Origin of the sequence: Hymenobacter setariae (assembly GCF_007713685.1) — a bacterium.
In the GTDB taxonomy this organism is placed as follows: Bacteria; Bacteroidota; Bacteroidia; order Cytophagales; family Hymenobacteraceae; genus Hymenobacter; species Hymenobacter setariae.
This window is the reverse complement of record NZ_VMRJ01000003.1, coordinates 150,459-175,365: the sequence shown is the minus strand read 5'-3', so window position 1 is coordinate 175,365 and position 24,907 is coordinate 150,459. Positions and strand designations below refer to the sequence as shown.

Annotated in this window: 23 protein-coding genes and 1 tRNA gene; 9 read left to right on the top strand and 15 right to left on the bottom strand. The window is 58.8% G+C overall.

Going from position 1 to position 24,907, the window contains the following annotated elements:
• Positions 1 to 27: 27 nt before the first annotated feature.
• The 4 genes from FNT36_RS11860 to FNT36_RS11845 all read right to left on the bottom strand — a co-directional run bounded on the left by FNT36_RS11860 (position 28) and on the right by FNT36_RS11845 (position 7,882).
• Positions 28 to 3,048, bottom strand: coding sequence for a SusC/RagA family TonB-linked outer membrane protein (locus tag FNT36_RS11860; RefSeq protein WP_144847831.1), 3,021 nt, complete (start codon positions 3,046 to 3,048; stop codon positions 28 to 30).
• A 377-nt stretch (positions 3,049 to 3,425) separates the two neighbouring features.
• Entirely contained in the window at positions 3,426 to 4,673 is a 1,248-nt protein-coding gene (locus FNT36_RS11855; protein ID WP_144847829.1) for an AGE family epimerase/isomerase, read from the bottom strand.
• A complete protein-coding gene (locus tag FNT36_RS11850; RefSeq protein ID WP_144847827.1) occupies positions 4,670 to 5,893 on the bottom strand; it encodes a glycoside hydrolase family 130 protein in 1,224 nt (407 codons plus the stop codon). Before FNT36_RS11850 ends, FNT36_RS11855 begins: the two co-directional genes overlap by 4 nt.
• A gap of 156 nt (positions 5,894 to 6,049) precedes the next feature.
• Positions 6,050 to 7,882 (bottom strand): sodium:solute symporter family protein, encoded by a 1,833-nt coding sequence (locus FNT36_RS11845; protein WP_144847825.1) that lies wholly within the window; start codon positions 7,880 to 7,882, stop codon positions 6,050 to 6,052.
• Between the two features lie 312 nt (positions 7,883 to 8,194).
• On the opposite strand from FNT36_RS11845, the gene FNT36_RS11840 reads away from it, so the two are divergent.
• Both FNT36_RS11840 and FNT36_RS11835 read left to right on the top strand, forming a co-directional pair.
• Positions 8,195 to 9,070, top strand: a complete 876-nt coding sequence (locus FNT36_RS11840) for a helix-turn-helix domain-containing protein (protein WP_144847823.1) — start codon at positions 8,195 to 8,197, stop codon at positions 9,068 to 9,070.
• Positions 9,071 to 9,352: 282 nt separating this feature from the next.
• Positions 9,353 to 11,032 (top strand): glycosyl hydrolase, encoded by a 1,680-nt coding sequence (locus tag FNT36_RS11835; protein WP_144847821.1) that lies wholly within the window; start codon positions 9,353 to 9,355, stop codon positions 11,030 to 11,032.
• 85 nt (positions 11,033 to 11,117) lie between these two features.
• On the opposite strand, the gene FNT36_RS11830 is transcribed toward FNT36_RS11835, so the two are convergent.
• From FNT36_RS11830 to rpmB, 6 genes are all read right to left on the bottom strand, one after another.
• Positions 11,118 to 11,191, bottom strand: a tRNA-Asn gene (locus tag FNT36_RS11830).
• Between the two features lie 91 nt (positions 11,192 to 11,282).
• Positions 11,283 to 11,690 (bottom strand): Rieske (2Fe-2S) protein, encoded by a 408-nt coding sequence (locus tag FNT36_RS11825; RefSeq protein WP_233635862.1) that lies wholly within the window; start codon positions 11,688 to 11,690, stop codon positions 11,283 to 11,285.
• 113 nt (positions 11,691 to 11,803) lie between these two features.
• On the bottom strand, positions 11,804 to 12,781 hold the full coding sequence (gene ftsY / locus FNT36_RS11820) for a signal recognition particle-docking protein FtsY (protein WP_144847819.1): 978 nt from the start codon (positions 12,779 to 12,781) through the stop codon (positions 11,804 to 11,806).
• Positions 12,782 to 12,974: 193 nt separating this feature from the next.
• Positions 12,975 to 13,130: a DUF4295 domain-containing protein gene (locus FNT36_RS11815; protein ID WP_144847817.1), complete on the bottom strand. Its 156-nt coding sequence runs from the start codon at positions 13,128 to 13,130 to the stop codon at positions 12,975 to 12,977.
• An 8-nt stretch (positions 13,131 to 13,138) separates the two neighbouring features.
• A complete protein-coding gene (rpmG, locus tag FNT36_RS11810; RefSeq protein ID WP_133659579.1) occupies positions 13,139 to 13,321 on the bottom strand; it encodes a 50S ribosomal protein L33 in 183 nt (60 codons plus the stop codon).
• Between the two features lie 214 nt (positions 13,322 to 13,535).
• Entirely contained in the window at positions 13,536 to 13,775 is a 240-nt protein-coding gene (gene rpmB, locus FNT36_RS11805; protein WP_144847815.1) for a 50S ribosomal protein L28, read from the bottom strand.
• 193 nt (positions 13,776 to 13,968) lie between these two features.
• Here rpmB and FNT36_RS11800 point away from each other — a divergent pair, with 193 nt between their 5' ends.
• Complete coding sequence (locus tag FNT36_RS11800; RefSeq protein ID WP_144847813.1) at positions 13,969 to 14,826, top strand: class I SAM-dependent methyltransferase; 858 nt, start codon at positions 13,969 to 13,971, stop codon at positions 14,824 to 14,826.
• Here the strand turns inward: FNT36_RS11800 and FNT36_RS25450 are convergent.
• Positions 14,823 to 14,996, bottom strand: a complete 174-nt coding sequence (locus FNT36_RS25450; RefSeq protein WP_233635861.1) for a DUF5522 domain-containing protein — start codon at positions 14,994 to 14,996, stop codon at positions 14,823 to 14,825. The two genes, FNT36_RS11800 and FNT36_RS25450, sit on opposite strands and share 4 nt — an antisense overlap.
• A gap of 171 nt (positions 14,997 to 15,167) precedes the next feature.
• On the opposite strand from FNT36_RS25450, the gene FNT36_RS11795 reads away from it, so the two are divergent.
• The 5 genes from FNT36_RS11795 (at position 15,168) to FNT36_RS11775 (ending at position 19,145) form a co-directional block, all read left to right on the top strand.
• Complete coding sequence (locus FNT36_RS11795) at positions 15,168 to 15,686, top strand: DUF2314 domain-containing protein (protein WP_144847811.1); 519 nt, start codon at positions 15,168 to 15,170, stop codon at positions 15,684 to 15,686.
• Between the two features lie 35 nt (positions 15,687 to 15,721).
• The gene (rocD, locus tag FNT36_RS11790; RefSeq protein ID WP_144847809.1) at positions 15,722 to 16,975 is read left to right on the top strand and encodes an ornithine--oxo-acid transaminase; all 1,254 of its coding nucleotides are present in this window, start codon (positions 15,722 to 15,724) and stop codon (positions 16,973 to 16,975) included.
• 12 nt (positions 16,976 to 16,987) lie between these two features.
• The gene (locus FNT36_RS11785; protein ID WP_144847807.1) at positions 16,988 to 17,539 is read left to right on the top strand and encodes a hypothetical protein; all 552 of its coding nucleotides are present in this window, start codon (positions 16,988 to 16,990) and stop codon (positions 17,537 to 17,539) included.
• 96 nt (positions 17,540 to 17,635) lie between these two features.
• Positions 17,636 to 18,628: a porphobilinogen synthase gene (gene hemB / locus FNT36_RS11780; protein ID WP_233635860.1), complete on the top strand. Its 993-nt coding sequence runs from the start codon at positions 17,636 to 17,638 to the stop codon at positions 18,626 to 18,628.
• Position 18,629: 1 nt separating this feature from the next.
• Positions 18,630 to 19,145, top strand: a complete 516-nt coding sequence (locus FNT36_RS11775) for a GNAT family N-acetyltransferase (RefSeq protein ID WP_144847805.1) — start codon at positions 18,630 to 18,632, stop codon at positions 19,143 to 19,145.
• Positions 19,146 to 19,211: 66 nt separating this feature from the next.
• Here FNT36_RS11775 and FNT36_RS11770 read toward each other — a convergent pair whose 3' ends face one another.
• The 4 genes from FNT36_RS11770 to FNT36_RS11755 all read right to left on the bottom strand — a co-directional run bounded on the left by FNT36_RS11770 (position 19,212) and on the right by FNT36_RS11755 (position 24,029).
• Positions 19,212 to 19,919, bottom strand: a complete 708-nt coding sequence (locus tag FNT36_RS11770; RefSeq protein ID WP_144847803.1) for a phosphatase PAP2 family protein — start codon at positions 19,917 to 19,919, stop codon at positions 19,212 to 19,214.
• Positions 19,920 to 20,058: 139 nt separating this feature from the next.
• On the bottom strand, positions 20,059 to 21,477 hold the full coding sequence (locus tag FNT36_RS11765; RefSeq protein WP_144847801.1) for an APC family permease: 1,419 nt from the start codon (positions 21,475 to 21,477) through the stop codon (positions 20,059 to 20,061).
• Between the two features lie 47 nt (positions 21,478 to 21,524).
• The gene (locus tag FNT36_RS11760; protein WP_144847799.1) at positions 21,525 to 23,588 is read right to left on the bottom strand and encodes a vWA domain-containing protein; all 2,064 of its coding nucleotides are present in this window, start codon (positions 23,586 to 23,588) and stop codon (positions 21,525 to 21,527) included.
• A gap of 81 nt (positions 23,589 to 23,669) precedes the next feature.
• On the bottom strand, positions 23,670 to 24,029 hold the full coding sequence (locus FNT36_RS11755; protein WP_144847797.1) for a DoxX family protein: 360 nt from the start codon (positions 24,027 to 24,029) through the stop codon (positions 23,670 to 23,672).
• A gap of 73 nt (positions 24,030 to 24,102) precedes the next feature.
• Here FNT36_RS11755 and lptB point away from each other — a divergent pair, with 73 nt between their 5' ends.
• The gene (gene lptB / locus FNT36_RS11750) at positions 24,103 to 24,840 is read left to right on the top strand and encodes an LPS export ABC transporter ATP-binding protein (RefSeq protein WP_144847795.1); all 738 of its coding nucleotides are present in this window, start codon (positions 24,103 to 24,105) and stop codon (positions 24,838 to 24,840) included.
• Positions 24,841 to 24,907 lie beyond the last annotated feature (67 nt).

The window sequence follows — 24,907 nt, the reverse complement described above, 5'->3', positions numbered from 1 at the left end:
AGCGCGAGGGTGGGAAAAGCCGTTGGATTAGATACCGATGTTGACGCCCAGCGACAGGGCCCGCGGGCGGGGATAGGCGCCACCGGCCTGGCCGTTGGCTTGCACCTCGGGGTCGTAGCCGGTGTGGAAGCCCGTGAAGGTGTAGAGGTTATTGCCCGAGAAGTACACTCGCAGCGTCTGCACCCCCTTGATAATGTTCGACTTGAAGTTGTAGCCGATAGTCACGTTTTGCACCCGCAGGAACGAGCCGCTGGTCACGAACCAATCGGAGCCGTAGTAGGCGCGGTTAGAGTTCACGCTCGGGAAGGCGTTGGTGGGGTTGTCGGGCGTCCAGCGCTGGAGCTGGCGGCTGGGCGAGAACTTGTTGAAGTCAAACACGTCGTTGCCGTACACCCCGTAGAGCTGGGCCCCTAGGTCGAAGCCCTTGAACCGCAGGCTGGTATTGAAGCTGTAGAGAAACTTGGGGTTGGGGTTGCCGATGATGGTGCGGTCGGCTTCCGTGATTTTGCCGTCGCCGTTCAGGTCCACGTAGCGCAGCTCGCCGGGCTTAGCCATGTCGCCGGTCAGGCCCGAGGCGCTGCCCTCATTGGTGTTCTGAATCACACCGTTGGTGCGGTAGCCGTAGAACACGTTGACGGGCTGGCCCACGATGTAGGCATTGAGGGGCGAGCGCAGCATCTCGATGGTGGCGCCGTTCCACACGAAGTTGTCGGCCCCTAGGCTCACCAGCTTGTTGCGGTTCAGGGTGAAGTTGCCGCCCACGCTCCACTGCACCGGCCCGTTCAGGATTTCAGCGTTCAAGCCCAGTTCTACGCCCTGGTTTTCAATCACGCCGTCGTTCACCCACACCCGGTCGTAGCCCGACGAAGGCGTGATGTAGCTCTGGCGCAGCAGGTCGCGGGTGCGCTTGTAGTAGTAGTCGAGGCTCACCGTAAAGCGCTGGTTGGCAAAGCCTAGGTCGAGGCCGGCGTCGATTTGCGAGGTCGTTTCCCACTTCAAGTCGGGGTTGGGCACGCCCTCCCAAATTTTGTTGTAACCATCGTAGGCAAACACGCCGGGGCCGTAGCCCGTCTGGAAGGCGCCGCCGGTGTAGTAGCGGGCCAAACCCAAGCGGTCGAGCGTCTGGTAGGGGCTGATGCCCTGGTTGCCGGTGAGGCCGTAGCTTACGCGCAGCTTGGCTTCCGAAATGCTCGGAATGGCTTTGATAAATTCTTCTTCCTGCATTTTCCAGGCCAGCGCGGCCGAGGGGAAGAAGGCCCACTTGTTGTTGGCGCCGAACTTAGACGAGCCGTCGGCGCGGCCGGTGAAGGTGAACAGGTAGCGGTCGCGCAGCGAGTAGTTGAGGCGACCTAGGAAGGAGTTGAGCAGCGACTTATTGCCGCCGTTGTTGATGACCTGGGTGGTGGCCGAGTTCAGGTTTTCGTTGCCCAGCACGTCGCTGATAAAGCCGCGGCCTTCGAGCGCCGAGGTGCGCACATTGAACGACTGCGTGGTGAAGCCCGCCACGGCGTTGAAGCCGTGAATACCTACTTGCTTGTTGAGCGTGAAGTAGTTCTCATTGAGAATTTCGTTGTTGTTAAAGTTGTTTATCGTACCGAAACCGTTGAACTGGTAGCCGGTGTAGGTGATGTTACGCGGCTGGTAGTTGTCGTCTACCGAGTTGCCGTAGCGGTCGCTAATCTGGGTGCGGAAATTCAGCCACTTGGTCAGGTCCCAGCTCACGAACAGCGTGCCCAGCACGTCAAAGCCGCGGCTCTTGTTGGTCACGTTTTCGGCAATGCCGATGGGGTTGCCGTAGTCGAGCGGCCCGATGCGGAAGTACGAGCCATCGGTATTGTAGACCGGGAAGATGGACGAGCGCCCGGCTCCTAGGCCGCCCCCCGTGCGCTGGGTATGCGTCAGGATAAGGTTGACGCCCGCCGTCACGTTGTCAAACAGCTTTTGCTCTAGGTTCAGGCGGCCGTTGTAGCGGTCGTAGGCGTTCTTGATGGCCAAGCCTTCCTCGCGGTAGTAGTTGCCTGACACCGAAAACTTGGTGCGCTCGGTGCCGCCGTTGGCCGTGAGAGTATAGCTCTGCGAGAAGGGGTTGCGGTACACCAAATCGGGCCAGTAGGTGCTGTAGGGCCACTGCGGCTTGTTGGGGTCGGTGCCGCGCAGCTCGGCCAGCGAGGGGTAGTAGGTCCCTAGGTAGTCTTGGCCGATGTAGAGCGGCGCAAGCCCTGCATTGCTGCGCGCCTCGTTGCTGATGGTAGCCTCGTCGATGGGGTTGCCCCACACATCGAGCTTGCTGGGCAGGGTCGAGAGCGTATTGAGGGTACTCAGCGTGAGGCTGGTTTTGCCAACCTTGCCGCGCTTGGTGGTCACTAGAATCACGCCGTTGGCACCCCGCGAGCCGTAGATGGCCGCCGACGAGGCATCCTTTAGCACCTCAATGCTAGCGATGTCGTCGGGGTTAATCTGCTTGAGGTTGCCCGCGTCGCCCCACGGAAAACCGTCTACCACCAGCAGCGGACTGTTCGAGCCGTTGAGCGAGCTAGAGCCCCGGATGCGCACCGTGGCGCCCGCGCCCGGCTCGCCCGAGGGCACAATCACCTGTACACCCGCTACCTTACCTTGCAGCAATTGGTCAACCGACGAAGCGGGCGTTTTATTTAACTCACTGCCTTTCAGCACGCCCACCGAGCCGGTGAGGTCGCTCTTGGCCACGGTGCCGTAGCCCACGACTACCACGTCGTCGAGCTGCTTGGTATCGGCTTTTAGGTTGATGTCCTTGGTGCCGCCCTCAGTCACGGGCAGCTCCTGGGCCAGGTAGCCCACGTAGGAAAACACCAGCGTGGCGCCCCCGGCGGGGATACCAACGGAGTACGAGCCATCGGCATTGGAGGCCGTACCCTGGGTGGTGCCCTTCACGAGCACCGTCACGCTGGGGAGGGGTTCGCCAGTCACGGCGTCTTTCACCACGCCCCGCACGGTGGCGGCGGCTTGGGCCCAGGCCAGCGCTGGGGCCAGCAACAGGCAGAGCAGGAAAATGAAGTACCGTTGTCTCATCAGAGTAACACGGAAAGAAGGGTGGGAAATAGAAACGTGGCAGCAACGAGCCGCGCGCTTTGCATAATGCAATTCAGGCGCAAGTCAGCTCGTAAGTCTTTTGCCAAGCTGGTGGCCTAGAAGCTAGCCATCCAGCGCAAAAATGAAGCAAGCAATCGCGTAGCAATCGTCATTGATTCAGCGATTTACTTAATGCAAAGTTAATCTAACGACTTACCGGGAAATGATACTTTTTTAACAAAGAGTTGACCTAGACAAGCAATTTCTTATCGTTTAAAACTAGAATAAGCCGGTACAGCGCGTGTTAGCACGCAGCCTTTGACAAGTACTTTCCTGCACTGACTTGAGTAGTTGGCCGACCTACCTATCGCAGAAGCTCACGCGGGCCGGGTTAGCGCTCGGCAGCGGTGCAACACTTCCAGGCAGGCGCGGGCATTGTGGTACGGGCATTTCCAAAATCCAATTTTGTCTTGCCCGCGCATGGGCTGATAATCGGCCTCTACGCCCCAGCGCCACTCTCCTAGGTCGGTGTCGAGTAGGTACCGCTGCGCAAACTGCCAGGCTTGGTACGAGCGGCGCAACAGGGCCTCGTCGTGGGTTTGGGCGTAGCCGTCGAGGAAGCCCACCATGGCCTCGGCACTCACCCACCACTCGCGGTGCTGGTCGAGGTGGCCGGTGGCGCGGTCGAGTTCATGAGGCAGGCTACCATCGGGGAGTTGGGCGGCGGCCGTGGACTGCACTAGCCGGGCAGCGGCGGCATTTACCTGGGTTAGCAGAGCCGCATCGCCCAGCACTTCGGCGGCTTCGCGCAGCAGCCAGGCCGTCTCAATGTCGTGGCCGTAGGAGACGAGGTCGGCCACCGGCTGCCATTCTAGGTCGAAAAACAGCTGCAAGTGGCCGGTGCGTGCGTCAATGATGCGCGCCAGAAACGTGCGCAGCAAGCCACCTAGGCGCTCGGCTAGGCGGGCGTCGGGCCAGCAGCGATAGAGGTTGGCGTAGGCCTCTAGCACGTGTAGGTGGGTATTCATAGTCTTAGGCGCGGGGCGGTCCTTCTCGCTCAAGCGTGGGTCGGCCAGCGGCTCGCCGGTGCGGCCCACGGCCTCTAGGTAGCCTCCATGCGCGGGGTCGTAGCTACGCGCCTCTATCCACTCAAACAGCACTTGGCCAGCCGTCAGCGCCCGCGCATCGCCAGTGGCTAGGTGGTACTCGCTGAGCCCGTAGATAGCAAAAGCCAGCGCGTACATCTGCTTGCGCGTATTTACTACGTGCCCTTGCGCATCGAGCAGCCAATACACACCACCGTGCTCGCTATCAACAAAATGGCTAAGAAAATAGTCGAAGGCGCGGGTAGCTGCCGCTAGGTGCTCGGGCTGCTGGGTATACCGGTAGGCGGCCGCAAACGTCCACAAGATGCGGGCGTTGAGGATGGCGCCTTTAGCAGCATTGGCTACCACTTGGCCGCTCTCATCCATCTGGCCGATAAAGCCACCGTGCACCTCGTCTACGGCGTGGCGCAGCCAGAAATCGGTGATGCGCGTGAGCTCGGCGGCCATCTCGGCTTGGTAGGTGGCGAGCAGTGCGGGGGCACCTAGGGCAGTAGGCTGGTTGAGGGCGAGGGCACTCATACGCCGACGCCGTTGCTGGCAAACTTGGGAACTGGCTGCTGCGCCGCCTCGTGAGCCTGGTTGCGGTCAATCAGCTCGTTGATGCTGCGCACCGAGGCGGCCGAGGTAAACTCGTCGGCGGGGGTGTGCTGCACATAATCGAGCAGCTGCTCGACGGTGGAAGTAGCCACGTGCATGCGCGTATCCGACGAGGCATAGTAGATGCACACGCGGCCGTCGTCGTCGAGCACCCAGCCATTGCTGAACAAGACGTTCGAGACGTCGCCGATGCGCTCGGGGCCTTCCGGCGCCAGGAAGTAGCCGCCGGGCTTATGCGTAACCTGGGCTGGGTTATGTAAGTCGGTCAGAAACAAGTAGAGTACATAGCGCAAACCAGCCGCCGTGTGGCGCACGCCGTGGGCGAGGTGCAGCCAACCGAACGGGGTTTTGAGGGGTGCGGGACCCTGGCCATTCTTGGCCTCGTACACGGTGTGGTAGTGCTTGGCATCCACTATTTGCTCGTGCGTCACCACCGCGTGCTCCATCGAGTCGGCTAGACCGAAGCCGATGCCACCGCCCGCGCCAGCCTCAATAAAGCTGTCTTGGGGGCGGGTGTAGAGGGCGTATTTGCCTTGCACAAACTCTGGGTGCAACACCACGTTGCGCTGCTGGGCCGAGGCGGTTTGCAGGTCGGGCAGGCGCTCCCAGGTTATGAGGTCGTGGGTGCGGGCAATGCCGCACTGCGCCACGGCGGCCGACTCGTCGCCGGGCCGGGCGGCGGGGTCCTTGCGCTCGGTGCAAAACAGGCCATAAATCCAGCCATCCTCGTGCTGGGTCAGGCGCATGTCGTACACGTTCGTGTCAGGCTCGCCCAGCTCAGGCATCGTAATGGGCCGCTCCCAAAAACGGAAGTTATCGACCCCATTGGGGCTTTCGGCCACCGCAAAAAATGACTTGCGGTCCAGCCCCTCTACGCGCGCCACCAGCAGGTAACGCCCCTCAAGCCGAATGGCACCCGCGTTGAAAGCCGCATTGACCCCTAGGCGCTCCATCAGGTACGGGTTGGTGCTGGGGTTCAAGTCGTAGCGCCAGGCCAGAGGCACGTGCTGGGCTGTGAGCACCGGGTGCTGATAGCGCTCGATGATGCCGTTGCCAAGCGGCTGCGCGGGGTTGGGGCGGGCCACCAGGGCGGCGTGCTGGTGCTGCAAGTCGTGCAGGCGCTGCTGAAAAAGATGCTTCATTGGAAATGCCTTTTTAATCAACCAATTGATAATGATATTTTTATTGTAATTCTCGGCGGATGTGAGACCCCACCCCCGGCCCCTCCCCTCTCCCGGAGGGGAGGGGCCGGGGGTGGGGTCCTGCGCCTGAGCTTACCCTAGGTGCCCCCTATGCTACTAATACTCAGAAAGCCGGTCCCACCAAGTCTTTTTCAGAATCGACCCGGTTACTACCAGAATGCCAATGGTGACGAGCAGCGGCAGCGTTTGCGACAGCAGCAGATACATGGGCAGAATGGTGAGGCAGAGCTGCGCGATGATGCCCAGCACCACGTTGAACATATTGAGCCGAAAGTTGCGGTTGGGCTGAAAGGTGGGGTCGGCGGCTAGCACCTGCGCCTTCACCGGGCCCCAAAAGCCCCAGGGCCGCACGGTGGTGTAGAAGTGGTGCAGCACCGCCGCTTCGGTGGGTGGCGCCAAGTAGGTGCCCGCTACCGAGCCCCCTAGGGAAATGGCAAACAGCAGCGGAAACCAATACAGCAGGTTGCCCGATGGGATGAGCGCCCCAAACACCAGCGCCGCCAAAATACCGGCGCTCATGCCCACAAAAAAACCCGTGGCGTTGAAGCGCCACCAGTGCCACTTCAGCACATTGGCCGCGATATAGCCACCGTAGAGCGCCGACACGATGAACTGGAGCACGGTATTCACATCCTTGGCAATGAAGCCCAGCGCTACGCCCACCGCCACCACCAGCACGCCCACCACGTAGTTCATCGAGATGATGCGGCGCGTACTAGCCTGCGGATTGAAGTACTTGAGGTAGATGTCGTTGACGATGTAAGCCTGCGCCGCATTCACGGTGCCACTGAAGGTGCCCATGAAGGCGCCGAGCAGGCCCGTGAGCACCAGGCCGACTAGCCCCACTGGTAGGAAATTATTGATAGTAAGGGGCAGAATGCGCTCGAAGTCGATGGTGCCATCGGGCGCCTTCAAGTTCATTTGGTGGTAGTAGAGCAGCCCTAGGATGGTGAGCCCAATGATGAGCGCGTAGCGAATGGGCAACAGCATAATCGACACGAATCCGCTCATTTTGCTGGCCTCCTCGGGCGAGCGGGTGCTCAGGATTTTTTGCATGTCGTAGTTGGGCGCCGGGCCCGCCAGCGAGGCAAACGCGCCCTTGAAAGCCATCATCATAAAGAAAATGCCGAACAGCGAGTAGCCATCGCTCGAAATTTTGCTGTTGACTTCCGGAATAAGCCGGCTCCAATCGAGACCTAGGCGCCAGCCGAAGAAGGGGTTGAACCAGCCGTCGGGCACCGCCAACTCGTGGCCTTGCAGCTTGACATAAGCAATGCCCGCGATAGCCACGCAAGCCACCGTCATGATGGCGTACTTGATAATATCGCCCAGCACAATGCTGTGCATGCCGCCCACAATGGAGTAAAACATGGCAAAGAGCGTGAACACAATGCCATACAAGTGCGGCACGTATTGCGGCGCCACCGCGAAGGGCACGTAGTCCTTCACCACGCTCCACGGAATAAAAATCTCCATGAACTTACCTAGCCCCACGAAGCCATAGGCCAAAAACCCGAGGCAGCTGAGCAGCGCAAACGCGATAACCACCTGGTGCGAGGCCCACACGCCGGGCCCCTTCTGGCCGAAGCGAGTAGCCAGCCACTCGGCGCCGGTGCTGGCGCCCGAGCGGCGCAGCCAGCGCGAGAGGTACATCATCAAAAACACCTGGTTGAAGACCGGCCACAGCCACGGAATCCAAATGCTTTTCATACCATACACGAAGCAGAGGCTGACCATCCACATCGTGCCGCTGATGTCGAACATGTCGGACGCATCGCTGAGGCCGAGCTTGTACCAAGGCAGCGTTTTGCCGCCCAGCAGGTAGCTGTCCTTGTCCTGGCTGGCCTTCTTGCGGTAGTAGAGCCCAATGCCGACCGTGGCGAGCAGGTAAGCAACAATGAGCAGAATATCGGGTAGCCGCAAGCGCATAATAGAAGGGTGGGAAGCGAGAAAAAGGGCGAGCACCCGCGGCGAGCGCCTAGGTCGGGTTCAAAAAAGCAGACGGTAAAAACCGTGGTGTTTTTCCGCTGAATTGTGGGGTCAAAAGTAGACGCGCTATGCAGGCAGAAGTAATGATATTTTAACCTTAGCTAGTACTGATTTGCCGCAGATACCTAGCAAGCCGTTTTTGAAGGCTTTTAATAGGGTTTCAGTGCTTTATTTGGGGTAACAGCACCTAGGCGATAGTCGGTATTATTTTACCAGCCGGTTGTTGCCCTACCCTCTCTTTCCCACCCACTCATGTCGCACCAACTGATGCGGGAGATTACCCCGCTCACCCAAAACGACTGCTTTATGCTCTTCTCACGCGTAAAGCAGGAGTTCAACTTCCCCATTCACCACCACGAAGAGTACGAGCTAAACCTGATACTCGGGGCAGCCGGTGCGCAGCGCGTGGTGGGCGACCACATCGAGACCATCGGCAACGTGGAGCTGGTGCTGGTGGGCCCCAACCTGCCCCATGCCTGGTTTACGCACGAGTGCCGCAGCGGCGAAATCCGGGAACTAACCATCCAGTTTCACCGCGACCTGCTCGACGAGCGTTTTCTGCGCCGCAACCAGCTCCACTTCATCCAGAAGATGTTTGAGAATGCGCAGCGCGGCATCCTCTTTTCGGCCGAAACGGCCGAGCGGCTGCGCGGCCGAATACTGGCCCTAGAGCAGAAGCTGGGCTTCGACTCGGTGCTGGAGCTGTTCTCCATCCTGCACGACTTGTCGGCCTCGCGCAATATGCGCATGCTCTCCGACGCATCGTTTACCAACGAGCAGCTCAACTACAATAGCCGCCGCGTGGAAAAGGTCTTTGAGTACCTCAACGCCCATTACAGCCGGCAAATCACCCTGGCCGAGGTAGCCAAGCTCGCCAATATGCCCGAGGCCTCGTTCAGCCGCTTCATCAAGAAGCGCACTGGCAACACCTTCATCGACAGCCTCAACGAAATCCGCCTAGGGCACGCCTCGCGCATGCTCATCGACACGACGCACAGCATCGCGGAGGTGGCATATAAGTGCGGTTTCAACAACATTTCCAACTTCAACCGCATCTTCAAGAAGCGTAAAAACTACACGCCTAAGCTGTTTCGCCAGAGCTTCTCGGGCACGCGAGTCTTTATCTAAGCCTAGAAATAAAAACGGGTCATGCAGAGCGCAGCGAAGCATCTCGCGTGGCGCACTAACCTCTAACGTTAGCAACAAAGCGAGCGAGATACTTCGCTGCGCTCTGCATGACGAGTAAAAAGTAATAGTACACAAACGTCAAGTAGCACAATCACAGCATTTACTTGCTCATTTTTAACCACTTGGTCGGGCCGGTCGGTGAAACGAATTTCTTTGCTAGCGTCACCCCGCTCTCGGGGCGCGGGTGGCGCAGTGTTCACTTCCTTTTCCCACCCCCACCTCATGCGTTTCACTCGCTACGCTATTGCCCTAGGTCTGCTGGCCGGGCTGCACGGGGCCGCCGCGGCCCAAACCGCTTATAAGAGCCTCAACTACCTCTACGGTATTTCGGGCACCAAAACGGCCTCCGGCATTCATAACCGAGAGCCCAACTCGGCCCCCGCTACCTCCACCAACCGCGTGCAGGCTACCGCTGGTGTGTATCCAGCGCTCTGGAGTGGCGACTTCTTATTCTCGGCCGACGACGTGGCCAACCGCCAAACCATGATAAACGAAGCCAAGGCCCAGTGGGCCCGCGGCTCGCTCATCAACATCATGTTTCACGCCTGCCCGCCCACCCAAGCTGAGCCTTGCCAATGGGAGGGCGGCGTGAAAAGCACGCTCAGCGACGCCCAGTGGCAGGAGCTGATTACCAACGGCACCACCCTCAACACCAACTGGAAGCGGCGCCTCGATGTGGTAGCTGGCTACCTGCAAGACCTCAAAAACAGTGGCGTAGAAGTGTATTTCCGCCCGCTGCACGAGATGAACCAGGGCGTGTTCTGGTGGGCCGGCCGCACCGGCTCCAATGGCACGGCCAAGCTCTTCCAAATCACCCGCGATTACCTGCGCAATACTAAGGGCCTCACCAACCTCATTTGGGTGTGGGATTTGCAGGATTTCAGCTCGCTTTCGTCCGACCTCACCGCTTACAACCCCGGCAGCAGCTATTGGGACATCCTGGCTCTCGATATGTACTACAGCGACGGCCAGGGCTACACCATAGCCAAGTACAACGCCATGATGAACGCCGCTGGCGGCAAGCCCATCGCCATCGGCGAGTGCGAAGTGCTGCCATCACCCAGCCTGCTCAGCACCCAGCCTAAGTGGAGCTTTTTCATGGGTTGGTCGGAGCTAGTATTCAACAAAAACTCTACCGCCGCCATTCAGCAGGCATACACGGCCAGCAATGTGGTCAGCCAAAACGAAATGCCAGGCTGGGGCACCACCAGCACCCAGGCGCCCAATATCGCCTACCAGCGCCCCGTCACGGTCACCTCGACCTACAACAGCACCAACACGGCCGCTAAAGCCGTGGATGCCGACGGCAATACCCGATGGGAAAGCGCCTACGCCAACAACCAATCCCTCTACGTCGACCTAGGGCGCAACTACAATGTCAACCGCGTGCGCCTGGCCTGGGAAGCCGCCTATGCCAAAGACTACCAGGTGCAGTTCTCGACCGATGGCAGCACCTGGACCACCGTAAAAGACATGTGGGGCAAAACCTCGGCCGCTGCCGACGACCTCACTGGCCTTAGCGGCACTGCCCGCTACGTGAAGGTGTACTGCATCAACCGGGCCACCGCCTATGGCTTCTCACTGTTCGAGTTTGAGGTATACGGCACCGCCACCACCGCTACTGCGGCCCGCACGGCGCAGGCCACCTCCGCGGCTGCCGAGCCGCAAGACCTCGCCATTTATCCCAACCCAGCCAGCGACCAGCTCACCGTGCGCCTAGCCCCCACCAGCCCACCTAGCGGCCAACTAACCCTCAGCAACCACCTAGGGCAGGTAGTGCGCCGCCAAGCCACAGCTGGCGGCGAAAATAAGATTAACCTGCAAGGGCTAGCCACTGGTATCTATTTGCTAACCTTGACCGACTCACAAGGCCAGGTTACCCGCAAAGTCAGCAAGCAGTAACGAAGCCCTGCCACTCCTATGTGACTGGTACTGACCATAAACAAGAAGACCCGCCGAATTTCGGCGGGTCTTCTTGTTTGGGTAGCGCTCCCTCCTGGGCTCGAACCAGGGACCCTCTGATTAACAGTCAGATGCTCTAACCGGCTGAGCTAAGGAAGCTTTTTGTATCCGAAACCGGCGCTTTCGGGCTGCAAAGATAGGAAAGGCTTTTTTGAATTTGCAAGCAAATAGCAAAAAAATATTTCTCGATTTAATTTGTAATTGTTAATAAACTGCCGCTCAAGCTGGTAGAATATTGCCGCAGTGGACGTAGCGCCGGTCCGCCCGTCACGTTGCCTCGAAAGTCGAACTGCGAGGTGCAGCAGCTATCGCGAAAAAACAGCCGCGAGCGGTCAAGACTCACCGTAGAGCAGGCATCGTAGGGCTGGTAAGGGCAGTTGCGGTCAAACGCCAAGTATGTGCTCGCGTTCTGCCGCACCACTAGTAGGCCCTTTACGCCACCACCATTGATGCCAGTGGCGGGCAGCACCACCACGCCATTGTCGAAGCGCAGGGCTTGGTACTGCTGATTAGTGATGTTAATCTGGGTGCTGAATGAAATTGACGGAATAGTTTGGGTCGTCGTCGCCGAATTGCAGGCAGCGAGCAGCAATGCCAAAGAAGCCAAAGTAAAACCGCGCATAGGAGAAGAGGAACAGACTCGGCCTAAACGCGGACGAGCCCTGATTTATTCCGTCGGCGCCCCGCAAGCTTGCCTGCGGGAGCCCTAGGCTACTTTTTGAACAGCGAATTGACGAAGGTGTGGCGGTCAAATAGCTGCAAGTCTGTCATCTTCTCCCCTACCCCAATGTAGCGCACCGGAATGCTAAACTGGTCGCTGATACCGATAACTACGCCACCTTTAGCCGTACCATCGAGCTTGGTGATGGCCAAGGCCGACACCTCAGTAGCACGAGTAAACTCTTTGGCTTGCAAAAAAGCATTCTGGCCGGTGCTGCCGTCGAGCACAAGCAGTACTTCGTGCGGCGCTTCAGGAATAACTTTCTGCATCACGCGCTTGATTTTGCTAAGCTCGTTCATCAGGTTCACTTTGTTGTGCAGGCGGCCGGCGGTGTCGATGATGACTACATCAGCACCCATATCCACGCCCTTTTGCACCGCATCGTAAGCTACCGAAGCCGGGTCAGTATTCATGCCATGGCTGATAACGGGTACGCCCACCCGCTGGCCCCACACGATAAGTTGGTCCACAGCAGCGGCCCGGAAAGTATCGGCGGCACCTAGGACCACTTTTTTGCCTGCCGAGTGGAAGCGGTGCGCCAGCTTGCCGATGGTCGTGGTTTTGCCCACACCATTCACCCCCACTACCATAATCACGAAGGGGTGGCCGGGGCTGTCGGGCCGGTCGAGGATGGCGCGCGAGCCGGTGCTATCGCCGTGCGCGTCGAGCAAGCCCACAATCTCTTCGCGCAAGATGCGGTCGAGTTCACCAGTGCTCACATACTTGTCACGAGCCACGCGCTTTTCGATGCGGTCAATGACTTTTACCGTCGTGTCGATGCCCACGTCGGCGTGCACAAGCAGCGTTTCGAGGTCGTCGAGCACGGCTTCGTCCACCGTGCTTTTGCCCACCACGGCCTTGCTGAGTTGGTCAAAGAAGCTGGTTTTGGTTTTCTGCAAGCCTTCGTCGAGGGCTTGCTGCTGCTCCTTATTTTCCTTGTCTTTCTTAAAAAAATCGAAGAGGCCCATATAGCGGCAGGGTCATGCTGAGCGCAGCGAAGCATCTTATCACGCCTGCGCCAGTGAACTGGATAATTTCTGACGAAAGCCGCCGTGATAAGGTGCTTCCTTCGTCAGCATGACAAAAAGGAGGGGATACGGGTAACACGAAAAAAGTCCCACGAAGGTGGGACTTTTTCACGTCATTAAACAGCGGCGCAGCTTATTTGCCAGCCAGCGTGTCCTGCACTTTGTCTACGGGTACCATTTCCTCCTTGAAGGTGTAGGCACCAGTCTTTTCCGACTTCACGGCGCGAATTACTTTCGCCCAGTCTTTGCCGCCGGCGGTTTTCAGCGTTGCTACTACTTTCTTAGCCATGACGCGAGTTATTTAATTTCTTTGTGAACAGTCATTTTACGCAGAATCGGGTTGAATTTCTTCAGCTCGATGCGCTCAGGGGTGTTCTTACGGTTCTTGGTAGTGATGTAGCGCGAGGTGCCCGGCATACCCGAGTTTTTGTGCTCGGTGCACTCCATGATAACCTGCACCCGGTTTCCTTTCTTGGCCATCGCGACGGGAGGGGGGTTAATTTTTTGATTTAGGTCTGCAAAGGTACGGCTTTTTCGGGAAACCGCAAAACCTTGTTGGCCTGGCTCCTGCGCGCCGCTAAGTCTTGGGCTAGGCGCCCCACTTATGCAGCAGCAGCGCCGGAGCCGAGCTTACCCTAGGGGAGTTCGGCTCCGGCGCTGAGATAGGCCCGAGAAAACAGCTTGTGGCTGGTAACTAGTAGGTGATGAAGCCTTGCTCCTTAGCCTTCTTCAAGGTGGCCATGATGCCATTCTTGTTGATGGTGCGGATGGTCGAGGCGGCTACGCGCAGCGTTACCCAAGCATCTTGCTCGGGGATGTAGAAGCGCTTTTTCTGCAGGTTAGGGTAAAACTTGCGCTTGGTCTTGTTGTTGGCGTGCGACACGTTGTTACCCACGCGGGTACGCTTGCCGGTCAAATCACAAACTCGGGCCATGATATCGAAGGGTTAATTGATGCTATTCCGAAACGGGCCGCAAATATCGTGAAAATTTGGCTAACCACCAAATTACTTGCGGCTTCGCCCCGTAGCTACGGCGGTTTGCGCGGCAGTTGCCCCTAAGCGGCGAGCTCGCATAGAGCGCCGTATGTTTGCGGCTCATCGCCAGCGCTGGCCTTTTTTTCGGGAGATGCTTCGAGATATTTATCGGTTTATTTCGCCTAAGTACCAGAATTTATTTCTGGACTACCACGTGGATATGCAGCCGCGCTATGGCCACGGCAAGCCGCCGCACCCACAACTCTACGGCCTTATTGACCGCCACCGGGCTTCGTACCGCACCCTGCTGCAAGAGTTTCTCACGCATCAGCCCCAGCTCACAAAGCTCAAGAACGCCAAAGACGAAACCGACCCCAACGCACCGGCCTGGAACAACGGCTTCCTGCCGGGGCTCGACATTGTGGCTATCTACGGCATGCTGGCCCACTACCGGCCAGCGCGCTACGTGGAGGTAGGCTCGGGCAACTCGACCAAAGTAGCTGCCCGCGCCATCCGTGAGCAGGGCCTGCCCACCCAGATTACGTCCATCGACCCCTACCCTCGCGCCGAGATTGACCAGTTGGCGCAGCAAGTAGTGCGGCAGCCTTTTGAAACGACGGACCTAGCCATTTTTGGGCAGCTGCAGGCAGGCGATATTGTGTTTATCGACAATTCGCATCGGGTGCTACCCAACTCGGACGCCACCGTTTTTTTCTTGGATGTGCTGCCCCGGCTGGCGCCAGGAGTGGTGGTGCACATTCATGATATGTACTTGCCCTACGACTACCCGCAGTTTATGTGCGACCGCGGCTATTCGGAGCAGTACATGCTAGCAGCTTTCCTGCTGGCCAACCCGGCGCGCTATCAGACTATTATGCCTAACTACTTCGTGAGTGAGGATGCCGAGCTAAGCCAAGTGCTGGCCCCGCTGTGGCGGCAGCCTGCTTTGCAGGGTGTGGAGCACCACGGCGGCTCCTACTGGCTGCGCATTGGAGATTCTGTCGCTTAAGGCGTAGGTCGTTTCCAGGGGCAGTGGCGGCAGCCGCTACCGCAGCAGAAGCCACGCCGACGGTGGTATTGCTCGGTGAAGACGAGGTAGCCCTCGGGCGTATAATAAAAGTCACCGGGCTGGAGCGGCTGGGCAGCAAAGGCGGATAAATGCGGGTCGGCAGAAGGCATAGCGGGACGAAAGTACCAGCAGAAGGCGACCTAGGGCTACCCACCCTAGGTCGCCTTCTAATTGCGCGGTAGTTCTCGGCAGTAGCTTTGAGTGGCTAACCACCTTGCTACAAGCGCTTTGTAGCGCACACCAAGGCGTTCGCTACATCATCTTTTTACAAAGGCTTTACTATGAAATGTCTGATACTTCCGAGCCTTGTAGTAGGGCTGCTACTAGCGTTGCCCGCAGCAGCGCAAAAAAAGACTAGCGCTTCTAAAGAGGCCACACTAGCGCCCAACGCCCCTGTCGACCGGCCCGTGAGCGTGGCTGCTCCAGAGCAGGAGGCCGCCGCTGCCTTGGCCGCGTTTGAGCGTCACATTGCGCCGGCGGTGCAGCAAGCCCGGGCTACCCTGCCGCAGGCTAAGCGCCGCTACTTAAAAGGACTACCCGATGGCCAGATTTTCTTCGTCACTACTCGTATTAGCGACTCCGAGGGGCTATTTGAGCAGGTATTTGTGCGCGTCCGGCAATGGCAGGGGTCGCAGGTAAGCGGAGAAATTGCTAGCGAGCTCAATAATATAAAAACGTACCGGCAGGGCCAGCTTATCCATTTCCCCGAGTCGGCAGTGTTCGATTGGACCATCAGCCGCCCCGATGGCACGGAGGAAGGCAACTACGTGGGCAAACTGCTAGATGCCGATAGCCGTTAAGCTTTCTTACTACTCCGTTTTCTTTTCCTATTATTATGTCTACTGCAGCTGCTCCCACCCAGTTTGTTAGCCACGCCGAGCGCCTGATGGCCCTCGAAGACCAATATGGCGCCCACAACTATCACCCACTGCCCGTGGTGCTGGCGCGCGGCAAGGGCGTGCACCTCTGGGATGTAGAAGGCAAGCGCTACATCGACTTCTTATCTGCCTACTCAGCGGTTAACCAAGGGCATTGCCATCCGCGCATTATTGAAGCACTCACCGAGCAGGCCCAGCGCCTGACGCTCACGTCGCGAGCGTTTTTCAACGACCGGCTCGGGCCGGCCGAGCAGCAGCTTTGCGAGCTGTTTGGCTACCAAAAGGCATTGCTGATGAACTCGGGTGCCGAAGCCGTAGAAACGGCCCTCAAGCTGGCGCGCAAGTGGGGCTACCAGGAAAAAGGTATTGCCCCCAACCAGGCACGCATCGTGGTGGCCGAGCACAATTTTCACGGGCGCACCACCGGCATTATTTCCTTTAGTACCGACGGAGATAGCACGGGCGGCTTTGGGCCCTTTGTGCCGGGCTACCAGGTAGTGCCCTACGACGACCTAGACGCCCTGGCCGAAGCCCTGCAAGACCCACACGTGTGCGGCTTTCTGGTCGAGCCCATTCAGGGTGAGGCAGGTGTGGTAGTGCCGCACGAAGGCTATCTAAAGGGCGCCGCCGAGCTGTGCAAGCAGCACCGCGTGCTGCTCATCACCGACGAGATTCAGACCGGCCTAGGACGCACTGGCAAGCTGCTGGCCACCGACCACGAGGGTGTGCGCGGCGATATTCTCATCCTAGGTAAGGCCTTGAGCGGCGGCGTACTGCCCGTATCGGCGGTGTTGGCTGATGATATCGTGATGCTCACCATTCAGCCGGGTCAGCACGGCTCCACGTTTGGCGGCAATCCATTAGCGTGTGCAGTTATGCAAGCCGCGCTCACCGTGCTCCAAGAAGAAAAGCTGGCCGATAATGCGCAACGCCTAGGCGAGGTTTTTCGGGCGCAAATGCGAGAGCTGCAAGCCCAGCGCCCCGAAGTAGTAGACGAGGTGCGCGGCAAAGGCTTACTTAATGCCCTGGTTATTAACCCCTCGCCGGATGGCCGCACAGCTTGGGATGTGTGCGTGACGCTGATGGAACGCGGCCTGCTGGCCAAGCCTACCCACGGTGACATCATTCGGTTTGCGCCGCCGCTGGTTATCACTGAGGCCGAACTGCGCGACGCCTGCGCCGTAATTGCCGACGTTATCCTGGCTTTCTGAGTATAAGGCGTTATGAGAAAACCTTTATGGCTGGCTCCAGCCCTACTGCTGGCGGGCTGCCGCAGCGAGCAACTCGTGTTTCAATCGCAGTCGGCCACCTCTATGCCGATAGCTGTCACCGCCCCGAGGGTACTGGCTGACACTACCCTTACGGCAACCGTGGCTACAGCGCGGCCCCTAGGGGCTACTTCGACCGTTGCCCCGCCCCCAGCCCCTGCCCGCCAACCGTTGGCCGCAGCCGCACAGCCTATCGCGCCGCAGCCGCGGCATAAGGCCGCCCTACAGCTGCCTGCCTTATCGAAAGTCATCACCGCCAAGCCAATAGCTAAGAAGCTAGCGCATCGCTTACGCCAGCGCTCTACCGAAGGCGCCGCCGAAAGCGGCTTGGGTGGCATCGGGCTGTTTGTAATTGGCGTGGTACTGGCGCTGCTGGCCGGCCTAGGTGCTCTGGTGAATGTGATTTTCGGCGTCGGCTTCTTCACGGGGGTGGGCTACGCGGCCGCGGGGCTAGTAGTGCTGTTCCTACTTTACTCGCTCTTTAGTGGCGGCAAAAAGAAAAAGTAAAGCGGCTGCCTAGGTAGTAATATGGGCCGAATCTGTAACGATACCGGGTTTTGGTTGTTGGTAGGGGTGTACAAGTTTAGTTTTTGATTTTTAGCAATGCCTATTCTCCCCACGCATCGCCCCCGTCGCAATCGTAAGTCGCAGGTTATCCGCGACATGGTGCAGGAAACCCGTCTTACTACCCACGATTTTATTTATCCGGTTTTTCTGATTGAGGGCCAAAACCAAAAGTTAGAAGTAAAGTCGATGCCGGGCGTATACCGCTACTCGGCCGACCGTATTATCGACGAAATTGGTGCGGCTGTGGACCTAGGGATTAATTCCTTTGCTCCCTTCCCAGCCATCAATGATAGCCTGAAAGACCGCCTAGCCCGCGAGTCGACCAACCTCAACGGGCTTTACCTAAAAGCAGTAGCCGATATCAAGCGGCAGTTTCCCGATGTAGCTATCATGACCGACGTGGCCATGGACCCCTACAGCAGCGACGGCCACGACGGCGTAGTAGACGTGGATTCGGGCGAGATTCTCAACGACGCTTCGCTCGAAGTACTCGGCCAGATGGCGCTGGCCCAGGCCCGCGCTGGTGCCGACATTATTGGTCCCTCCGACATGATGGACGGCCGCGTGGCTTGGATACGCGAGGTGCTGGACAGCAACGGCTTTAGCAACGTCAGCATCATGAGCTACACCGCTAAATATGCTTCGGCATTCTATGGCCCGTTCCGCGATGCGCTCGACTCAGCGCCCAAAAAAGGCGATAAAAAAAGCTACCAGATGAACCCCGCCAACCGCCTCGAAGCCCTGCGTGAGCTGGCGCTCGACGAAGCCGAAGGCGCGGATATGGTGATGATTAAGCCCGCCTTGAGCTACCTCGACATCATTCGAGAAGTAAAGAACCACACCAACCTGCCTGTGACGGCCTACAACGTGAGCGGCGAGTATGCGCTGGTGCGCGCCGCGGCTCTCAACGGCTGGGTCGATGGCGAGCGCACCATGATGGAAGTACTCATGAGCATCAAGCGCGCTGGGGCCGACGCCATCCTGACGTATTTCGCCAAAGATGCGGCCGAGGTGCTGCGCCGCGGATAATATGCAAACGCAACTCTTAATTCGCCGCGCCACGGTGGCCGACTTACCGGCCATCGTGGCGCTGGTGCGCGACGTAGTGCCGCTGATGAACGCCAGCGGTAATTTTCAATGGACGGCGGAGTACCCCAACGCAGCCGTTTTTGAGAAGGATATCGCTCAAAATCACCTCTGGGTGGCTGAGCTAACTGGCCAGGTAATAGGCATAGCCGCCCTCACCCAGGACCAAGATGCTGAGTACGCCGACGCTGACTGGGACGCTACTGAGCCGGCACTAGTGACGCACCGCCTAGCCGTGTCGCCCCAAGCGCAGGGCCTAGGTGTAGCACAGGCCCTGCTGCAGCAAGCCGAGCACGAGGCACGCGCCCTAGGGCTGCGCACCTTGCGGGTAGATACCAACTCGGAAAACGCCGCCACGCAGCGACTGTTTCCAAAGCTGGGCTACCGGTTTGCGGGCGAAATCAAGCTGGCCTTCCGGCCGGGACTACGGTTTTTCTGCTACGAAAAACGGCTCGATTAACCTAGGCTGAATAGGGTGGCTGGCTATAATGCAAGGCCACTTAAAGCATTTAGCAAAATACCAAGATTAATGAGTACCGAGGAAGAAGGTAGCCACTCCGCGCAATCCCTCGAACATGGTTCCTATCTGGTAGGTGATAAGAAACAGGCTCAAGTAGAAAAACCCCGCATGCTGACTCCGGTAAGTAAGCAGAGGCTCAAAAACGGTTTTTAGTACGGCGGGACGCGTAGCCAGCCACACGCAACTAGCCCCTAACAAGCCCCCAGCCAACAAATCGGTAGGGTTGTGCACTCCAATATAGACGCGAGGTAGGCACACGAACACAATAGCATAGGCCATTACCCACAAGCCCACGCGCCGCGACGCAAGCAGTAGCCCAAATGACAAGGCTATTACCAACGTAGCAGTATCACTAGGCATGGAGTTGACATCGCCGAACGAGGCCGAAGCCATAGTGTGCCAGTTGCCGATAGGAGCTACAAAATGTAGGTCGGGGTTGAAGAGGGGTCGCACCCGAAAAGGCAGCACATGCACCAAGACCCGGGCCGCGAACATAGCCGCAAATCCGCCTGCCAGCGTAGCAAGTAGTATCTGCTGCGTTTTCTCGCGGTTGAGTGTGCGCTTGCTAAACCAAAGCAGCCAAAAGGCCATCGCAATAACACCGCCTTTAAACAAATTATTCACCACCAGCAAATCGATTAACGCATCGAAAAAGCTGGACTTACGTGAAAAATGGTTTACAAAAGTGATGATGGAGTAATCAACTAAATTCATGAAAAGTGAGGATAAGGAAGGAGTATAAAATATATAAGCACGAGCAAATATACTGGCCTATTCATCCTTACTCACTAGAAATTCATGAAATAACCATCATTATTTAAACTAGGCTACACCATTTGGTAACATTAAGCGCTTAGGCAGAACCCACACGGCCTGTGGCAAATGGCCAGCGCCCTAGGCGCCGGCTCCACAGCAAGAAAGCTACCGTGCCTAGCGCCATCATGCCGAGGGCAGCCAGCTGGAAATACAGCTTGAAATGCAGTCCGCCCCAATTCACCTCTACCGGCGCGATGCTCCAAAACACGGCCAGCCACACGGCTATGGCCACGATAACCGGTAGCGGGAAGAGCGGCATTTTGAAGGGTAAGCTAGCCGTGCCGCGCCGCCGCCGCAGTAGCACCAAGCCCACCGCCTGGCCCACAAACTGCACTAGAATGCGCATGGCCAGGATGGCCGAAATAACCTCCCCTAGGCGAAACAACAGGCTGAACACGAAGCCTACGCCGCCTAGCAGCAGTAATGACACGTAAGGAAACTGCTTGGTAGGGTGCAGCTTGCCGAAGACAGGCAAGAACTCGCCATCGGCCGCCGCGGCGTAGGGAATGCGCGAGTAGCCTAGCAGCACCGCAAACAACGACGCAAACGCCACCAGCAGAACCAGCCCCGTGGCCGCCGTGGCCGCGGCCGGCCCGTAGAGTCGCTCCACAAACACGCTCACGATAAACTGCGACTTATCGCCGGCGCCGGCCTGCCAGGCTTGTACTTCTTGCCACGGAATGACGGTGCCCACGCTCCAGTTGAGCAGCAGGTACAGCGCCGCGATGCCCAGAATACTTAAGAAAATACTGCGCGGAATGACCCGTTGCGGATTCACAATTTCGGCCCCTAGGTGGCATACATTGTAGTAGCCTAGGTAGGAGTAAATAGCCTTCACGGCCGACTGCCCCATGGCGGCCGACAGCAGCAGCCCCGGCAGCGCACCCATTCCGCCCGCCGGAAACAGGGCCACCGGGTGGTGCGGGTGCGTAACACCGCCCACAATCAGCCAGCCCATGAGGCCCAGCACGCCCACCCACAGCGCCACGCCGAGCTTACCGATGTCCTCGATGCGGCGGTAGAGCAGTACAATCAGCAACAGCACCACCGTACCGGCCACCAGCTTGGGCTGCCACCACTCGGTGAGCGGCACCAGGTAGCCGAAATACTGCGCAAAGCCAATGGCCCCCGACGCCAGCACCAGCGGCGACTGAATAAGTGTTTGCCACACGTAGAGAAACGACATGTAGCGCCCCCAGCTTTGCTCGCCATAAGCCAGCTTGAGGAAGCGGTACGAGCCGCCCGCCTCGGGGTAAGCCGCGCCCAGTTCGCTCCAGATAAGGCCATCGATGGCGGCCAGCGCCGCGCCCACCAGCCAAGCTAATAAGAAGTTAGGGCCCATGAAGCCCATCACGAGTGGCAGGGTCACGAAGGGACCGATGCCCACCATGTCAATCATATTGAGGGCGGTGGCTTGCACCAGCCCTAGGCGGCGCTGTAGAGAAGGTTGCGACATAGGCGGCGAATGTAGGGCGGACGCTGCGAGTCCGCCCTACGCTAACCCTAGCGCACGCCCACGGTTTTGGGAGCGGGCGTCAGGCCATCGGCCAGCTCCAGCAGCCGCACCAGCTCGGCGCGGTAGCCATCGGCGTCGGGGCCACGGCCAGCCTGGGCCAATTGCCGGGCGCTGGCGTAGGTGGCGGTGCCACGCTGCTCGCTCTGGCGCAGCAGCAGCCCAAACTCGGCCACGGCGGCGGCAAATTGCTGGTCGGCCGAAGCCTGCGTAATGGGCACCGCCGCACCGGCCAGCGGCTGGGCCAGCAGCTTGCTGGCAGTGCCCTGCGGCTCTTTGTAGCGTAGCTTCACGGTTAGGACCTCGCTGGCAGCGCTACCAGGCAGGTGCTGCGAATTGACTTGATATTTAAGATTATCAACCAACGGCTTCTCCGAATTAACCGGCACTAACTCGTAGAGCGCCGTGACGGTGTGGCCCGCCCCCAGCTCGGCGGCGTCTTTGCGGTCGTTGTTGAAATCTTCGTTGGCCAGCAAGCGATTTTCGTACCCTAGGAGGCGGTAGTTGGCCACGCGGGCGGGGTTAAACTCGACTTGCAGCTTCACGTCCTTCGCCACCGTGAAGAGTGTGCCGCCAAACTGCGCCACCAGCGTGCGACGGGCCTCGTCAAGGTTGTCGAGGTAGGCATAGTTGCCGTTGCCCTTGTCAGCCAGCAGCTCCATGCGGCTGTCGCGCAGGTTGCCGCGGCCCACGCCCAGCACAGTTAGGAACACTCCCGTTTCGCGCTGCTGCACAATCAATTGCTCCATGGCCTCATCAGAACTTTCGCCCACGTTGAAGTCGCCATCAGTAGCCAGAATCACGCGGTTGTTGCCGGTTTTTAAGAAGTTTTGCTGCGCTACCGAGTAGGCCAGGCGTAGGCCCGCGCCACCCGCCGTAGAACCGCCCGCCGTGAGCCGGTCGATGGCGTCCAGAATCGTACTTTGTTGGGCGCCAGCCGTGGGCGGCAGCACTAGGCCAGCGGCCCCGGCGTAGGCCACTAGCGCCACGTGGTCTTGGGGGCGCAGCTGCTTCACGAGCAGCCGCAGGCCGGCCTGCACCAGCCCTAGGCGGTCGTCGCCTTGCATCGAGCCCGACACATCGACCAGAAACACGAGGTTAGCGGGCGGCAGGCTGGCGGTTTCTACTTTGCGGGCTTGCACACCAATGCGGGCCAGCTGGTGGCCCGGCGCCCAGGGGCACTCGCTCAGCTCGGCGCTGATACGCACTGGGTCGGGGCTGGTGGCGGGCGGCGCAGGCAACTGATAATGAAAATAATTTAGCATTTCCTCCACCCGCACGGCATCGCGCGGGGGCAGCTGGCCTTCGTTAAGAAAGCGCCGCAAGTTGGTATAGCTGGCGTTATCTACATCGAGCGAAAACGTGCTCAACGGCTCCTTGGCGACGGGGCGAAAGGCGTTTTCTTGCACCTTAGCGTAGGTGTCGCCCGCGCCCGCTTCGGGCCTGGCAGGGTACACCAGCAGGGGCGGCGTTGGGCTGGCCACCATATCATAAGTGCCGCTAGGCGCACCTGATAGATTAGACAAATCGGGAGCAGAAGTCGAACTTGCCGCCGCACGGCGAGACCTACGAGTAGCTTTATTCACGGCCACGCCTGCTACCCGGCCCTGCAGAGGGGCCGCACTTACAGTACTGACGCTGCCCAAAACCTGACTGCGCTGCTGCACACTGTAGCCCGTTACTACTACTTCGTTAAGAGACTTATCATTGGCTTCGAGCACCACGTTCACGACCGTGCCCCGGACCGGTATAGCGAGCTCGCGCGTGACGTAGCCCACAAAGCTGAACACCAGCGCGCCACCTTTAGCAGGTATGCCCGCTAGCGTATAGCGGCCGGCCACATCAGTGGCAACCCCTAGGCTGGTGCCCTTGAGCAGTACAGTCACGCCAGGCAGTGGCTGCCCAAAGGCATCACGCACCTGCCCGCTAATGGTGCGGCGGCTGGCAGCGGGTGCACCTAGGTGGTGTGGTGCGGGTTTGGTTTGGGCAAACGCCGCCGGGCCGGCGGCCAGTAGCCCGAGTAGCACGGGTAGGGTGAGCAATGGTTTTTGCATAGCAAAAGCGGGAAAGAAGTGAAGTCCTTACCCTGCTGATGCCAACACCCTAGCAATTGCACAAGCCTTATTGCGTGTTGCTTAGCGACCCACGCGCCACACCCACCACATAAGCAGGGGCTGCAACGGCAGCCGTGCCCACAGCACCCAGGCCGGCAGGTGTAGCTGCTCGTGGATTAGCAGCATGTAAACGTTAGCCGGAAACACGGCCAGCAGCAGTGCCAGTAGGCCCCACGCCGCCCAGCGCCGGGTAGCAGGCCACAGCAGTCCTAGGCCGCCCGCCACCTCGGCCGCGCCGCTCAGCAGCACCAGCATCCGGGGTGCGGGCAGCTCGGGCGGCATGATGCGCAGATAGGGCGCCGGATGCAGAAAATGCAATAGGCCTGCGCCTACAAACAGCACAACGAGCACATAAAGCGACCAATGCGGACGATGGGGCATGATAAACGGCCGCCAAGCGTTAGGCCCGAAACGGCAAGTAGCCACTCCCTACGTTTTACCTTTGCCACCGTCTATGATTCTTCGCGCCGAGCACCTCGTCAAACAATACAAAGCCCGCACGGTCGTCAACGACATGTCGCTGACCGTGTCCCAGGGCGAAATCGTGGGGCTACTAGGGCCCAACGGCGCTGGAAAAACCACCTGCTTCTACATGATGGTAGGCATGGTCAAAGCCAACTCAGGTGATATTTTCATTGATGATGAAAACATTACGAAGCTTCCCATCTACCAGCGGGCGCGGCGCGGCATGGGCTACTTGGCTCAAGAAGCCAGCGTGTTTCGCGACCTAAGCGTGGAGGAAAACATCCTGTCGGTGCTCGAAATGACCAACCTGCCCAAAAAAGCGCAGCACGACAAAGTAGAAGAGCTGCTCGAAGAGTTTAGCCTGGGCCACGTGCGCAAAAACCTAGGGAAGGTGCTGAGCGGTGGCGAGCGCCGCCGCACCGAGATAGCCCGCGCCCTGGCCGTAAACCCCAAGTTTGTGCTGCTTGACGAGCCCTTCGCGGGTGTAGACCCCATCGCCACCGAAGAAATCCAGGGCATTGTGGCCAAGCTCAAAAACCAGAACATCGGTGTGCTCATCACCGACCACGACGTGAACTCAACCCTCGAAATCGTGGACCGCGCCTACCTGCTCTTCGAGGGCAAGCTGCTGAAAGCCGGCACCGCCGAAGAACTAGCCGCCGACGAAACCGTGCGCCGCGTGTACCTAGGCAAAAACTTTGAGTTCAAGCGCAAGGTGTTTAATTAAGTTATGAGTTTTTAGTTTTGAGTTACGCAGCGCTTTCTATGCTTTTCCAGCCGGATAACTCAACACT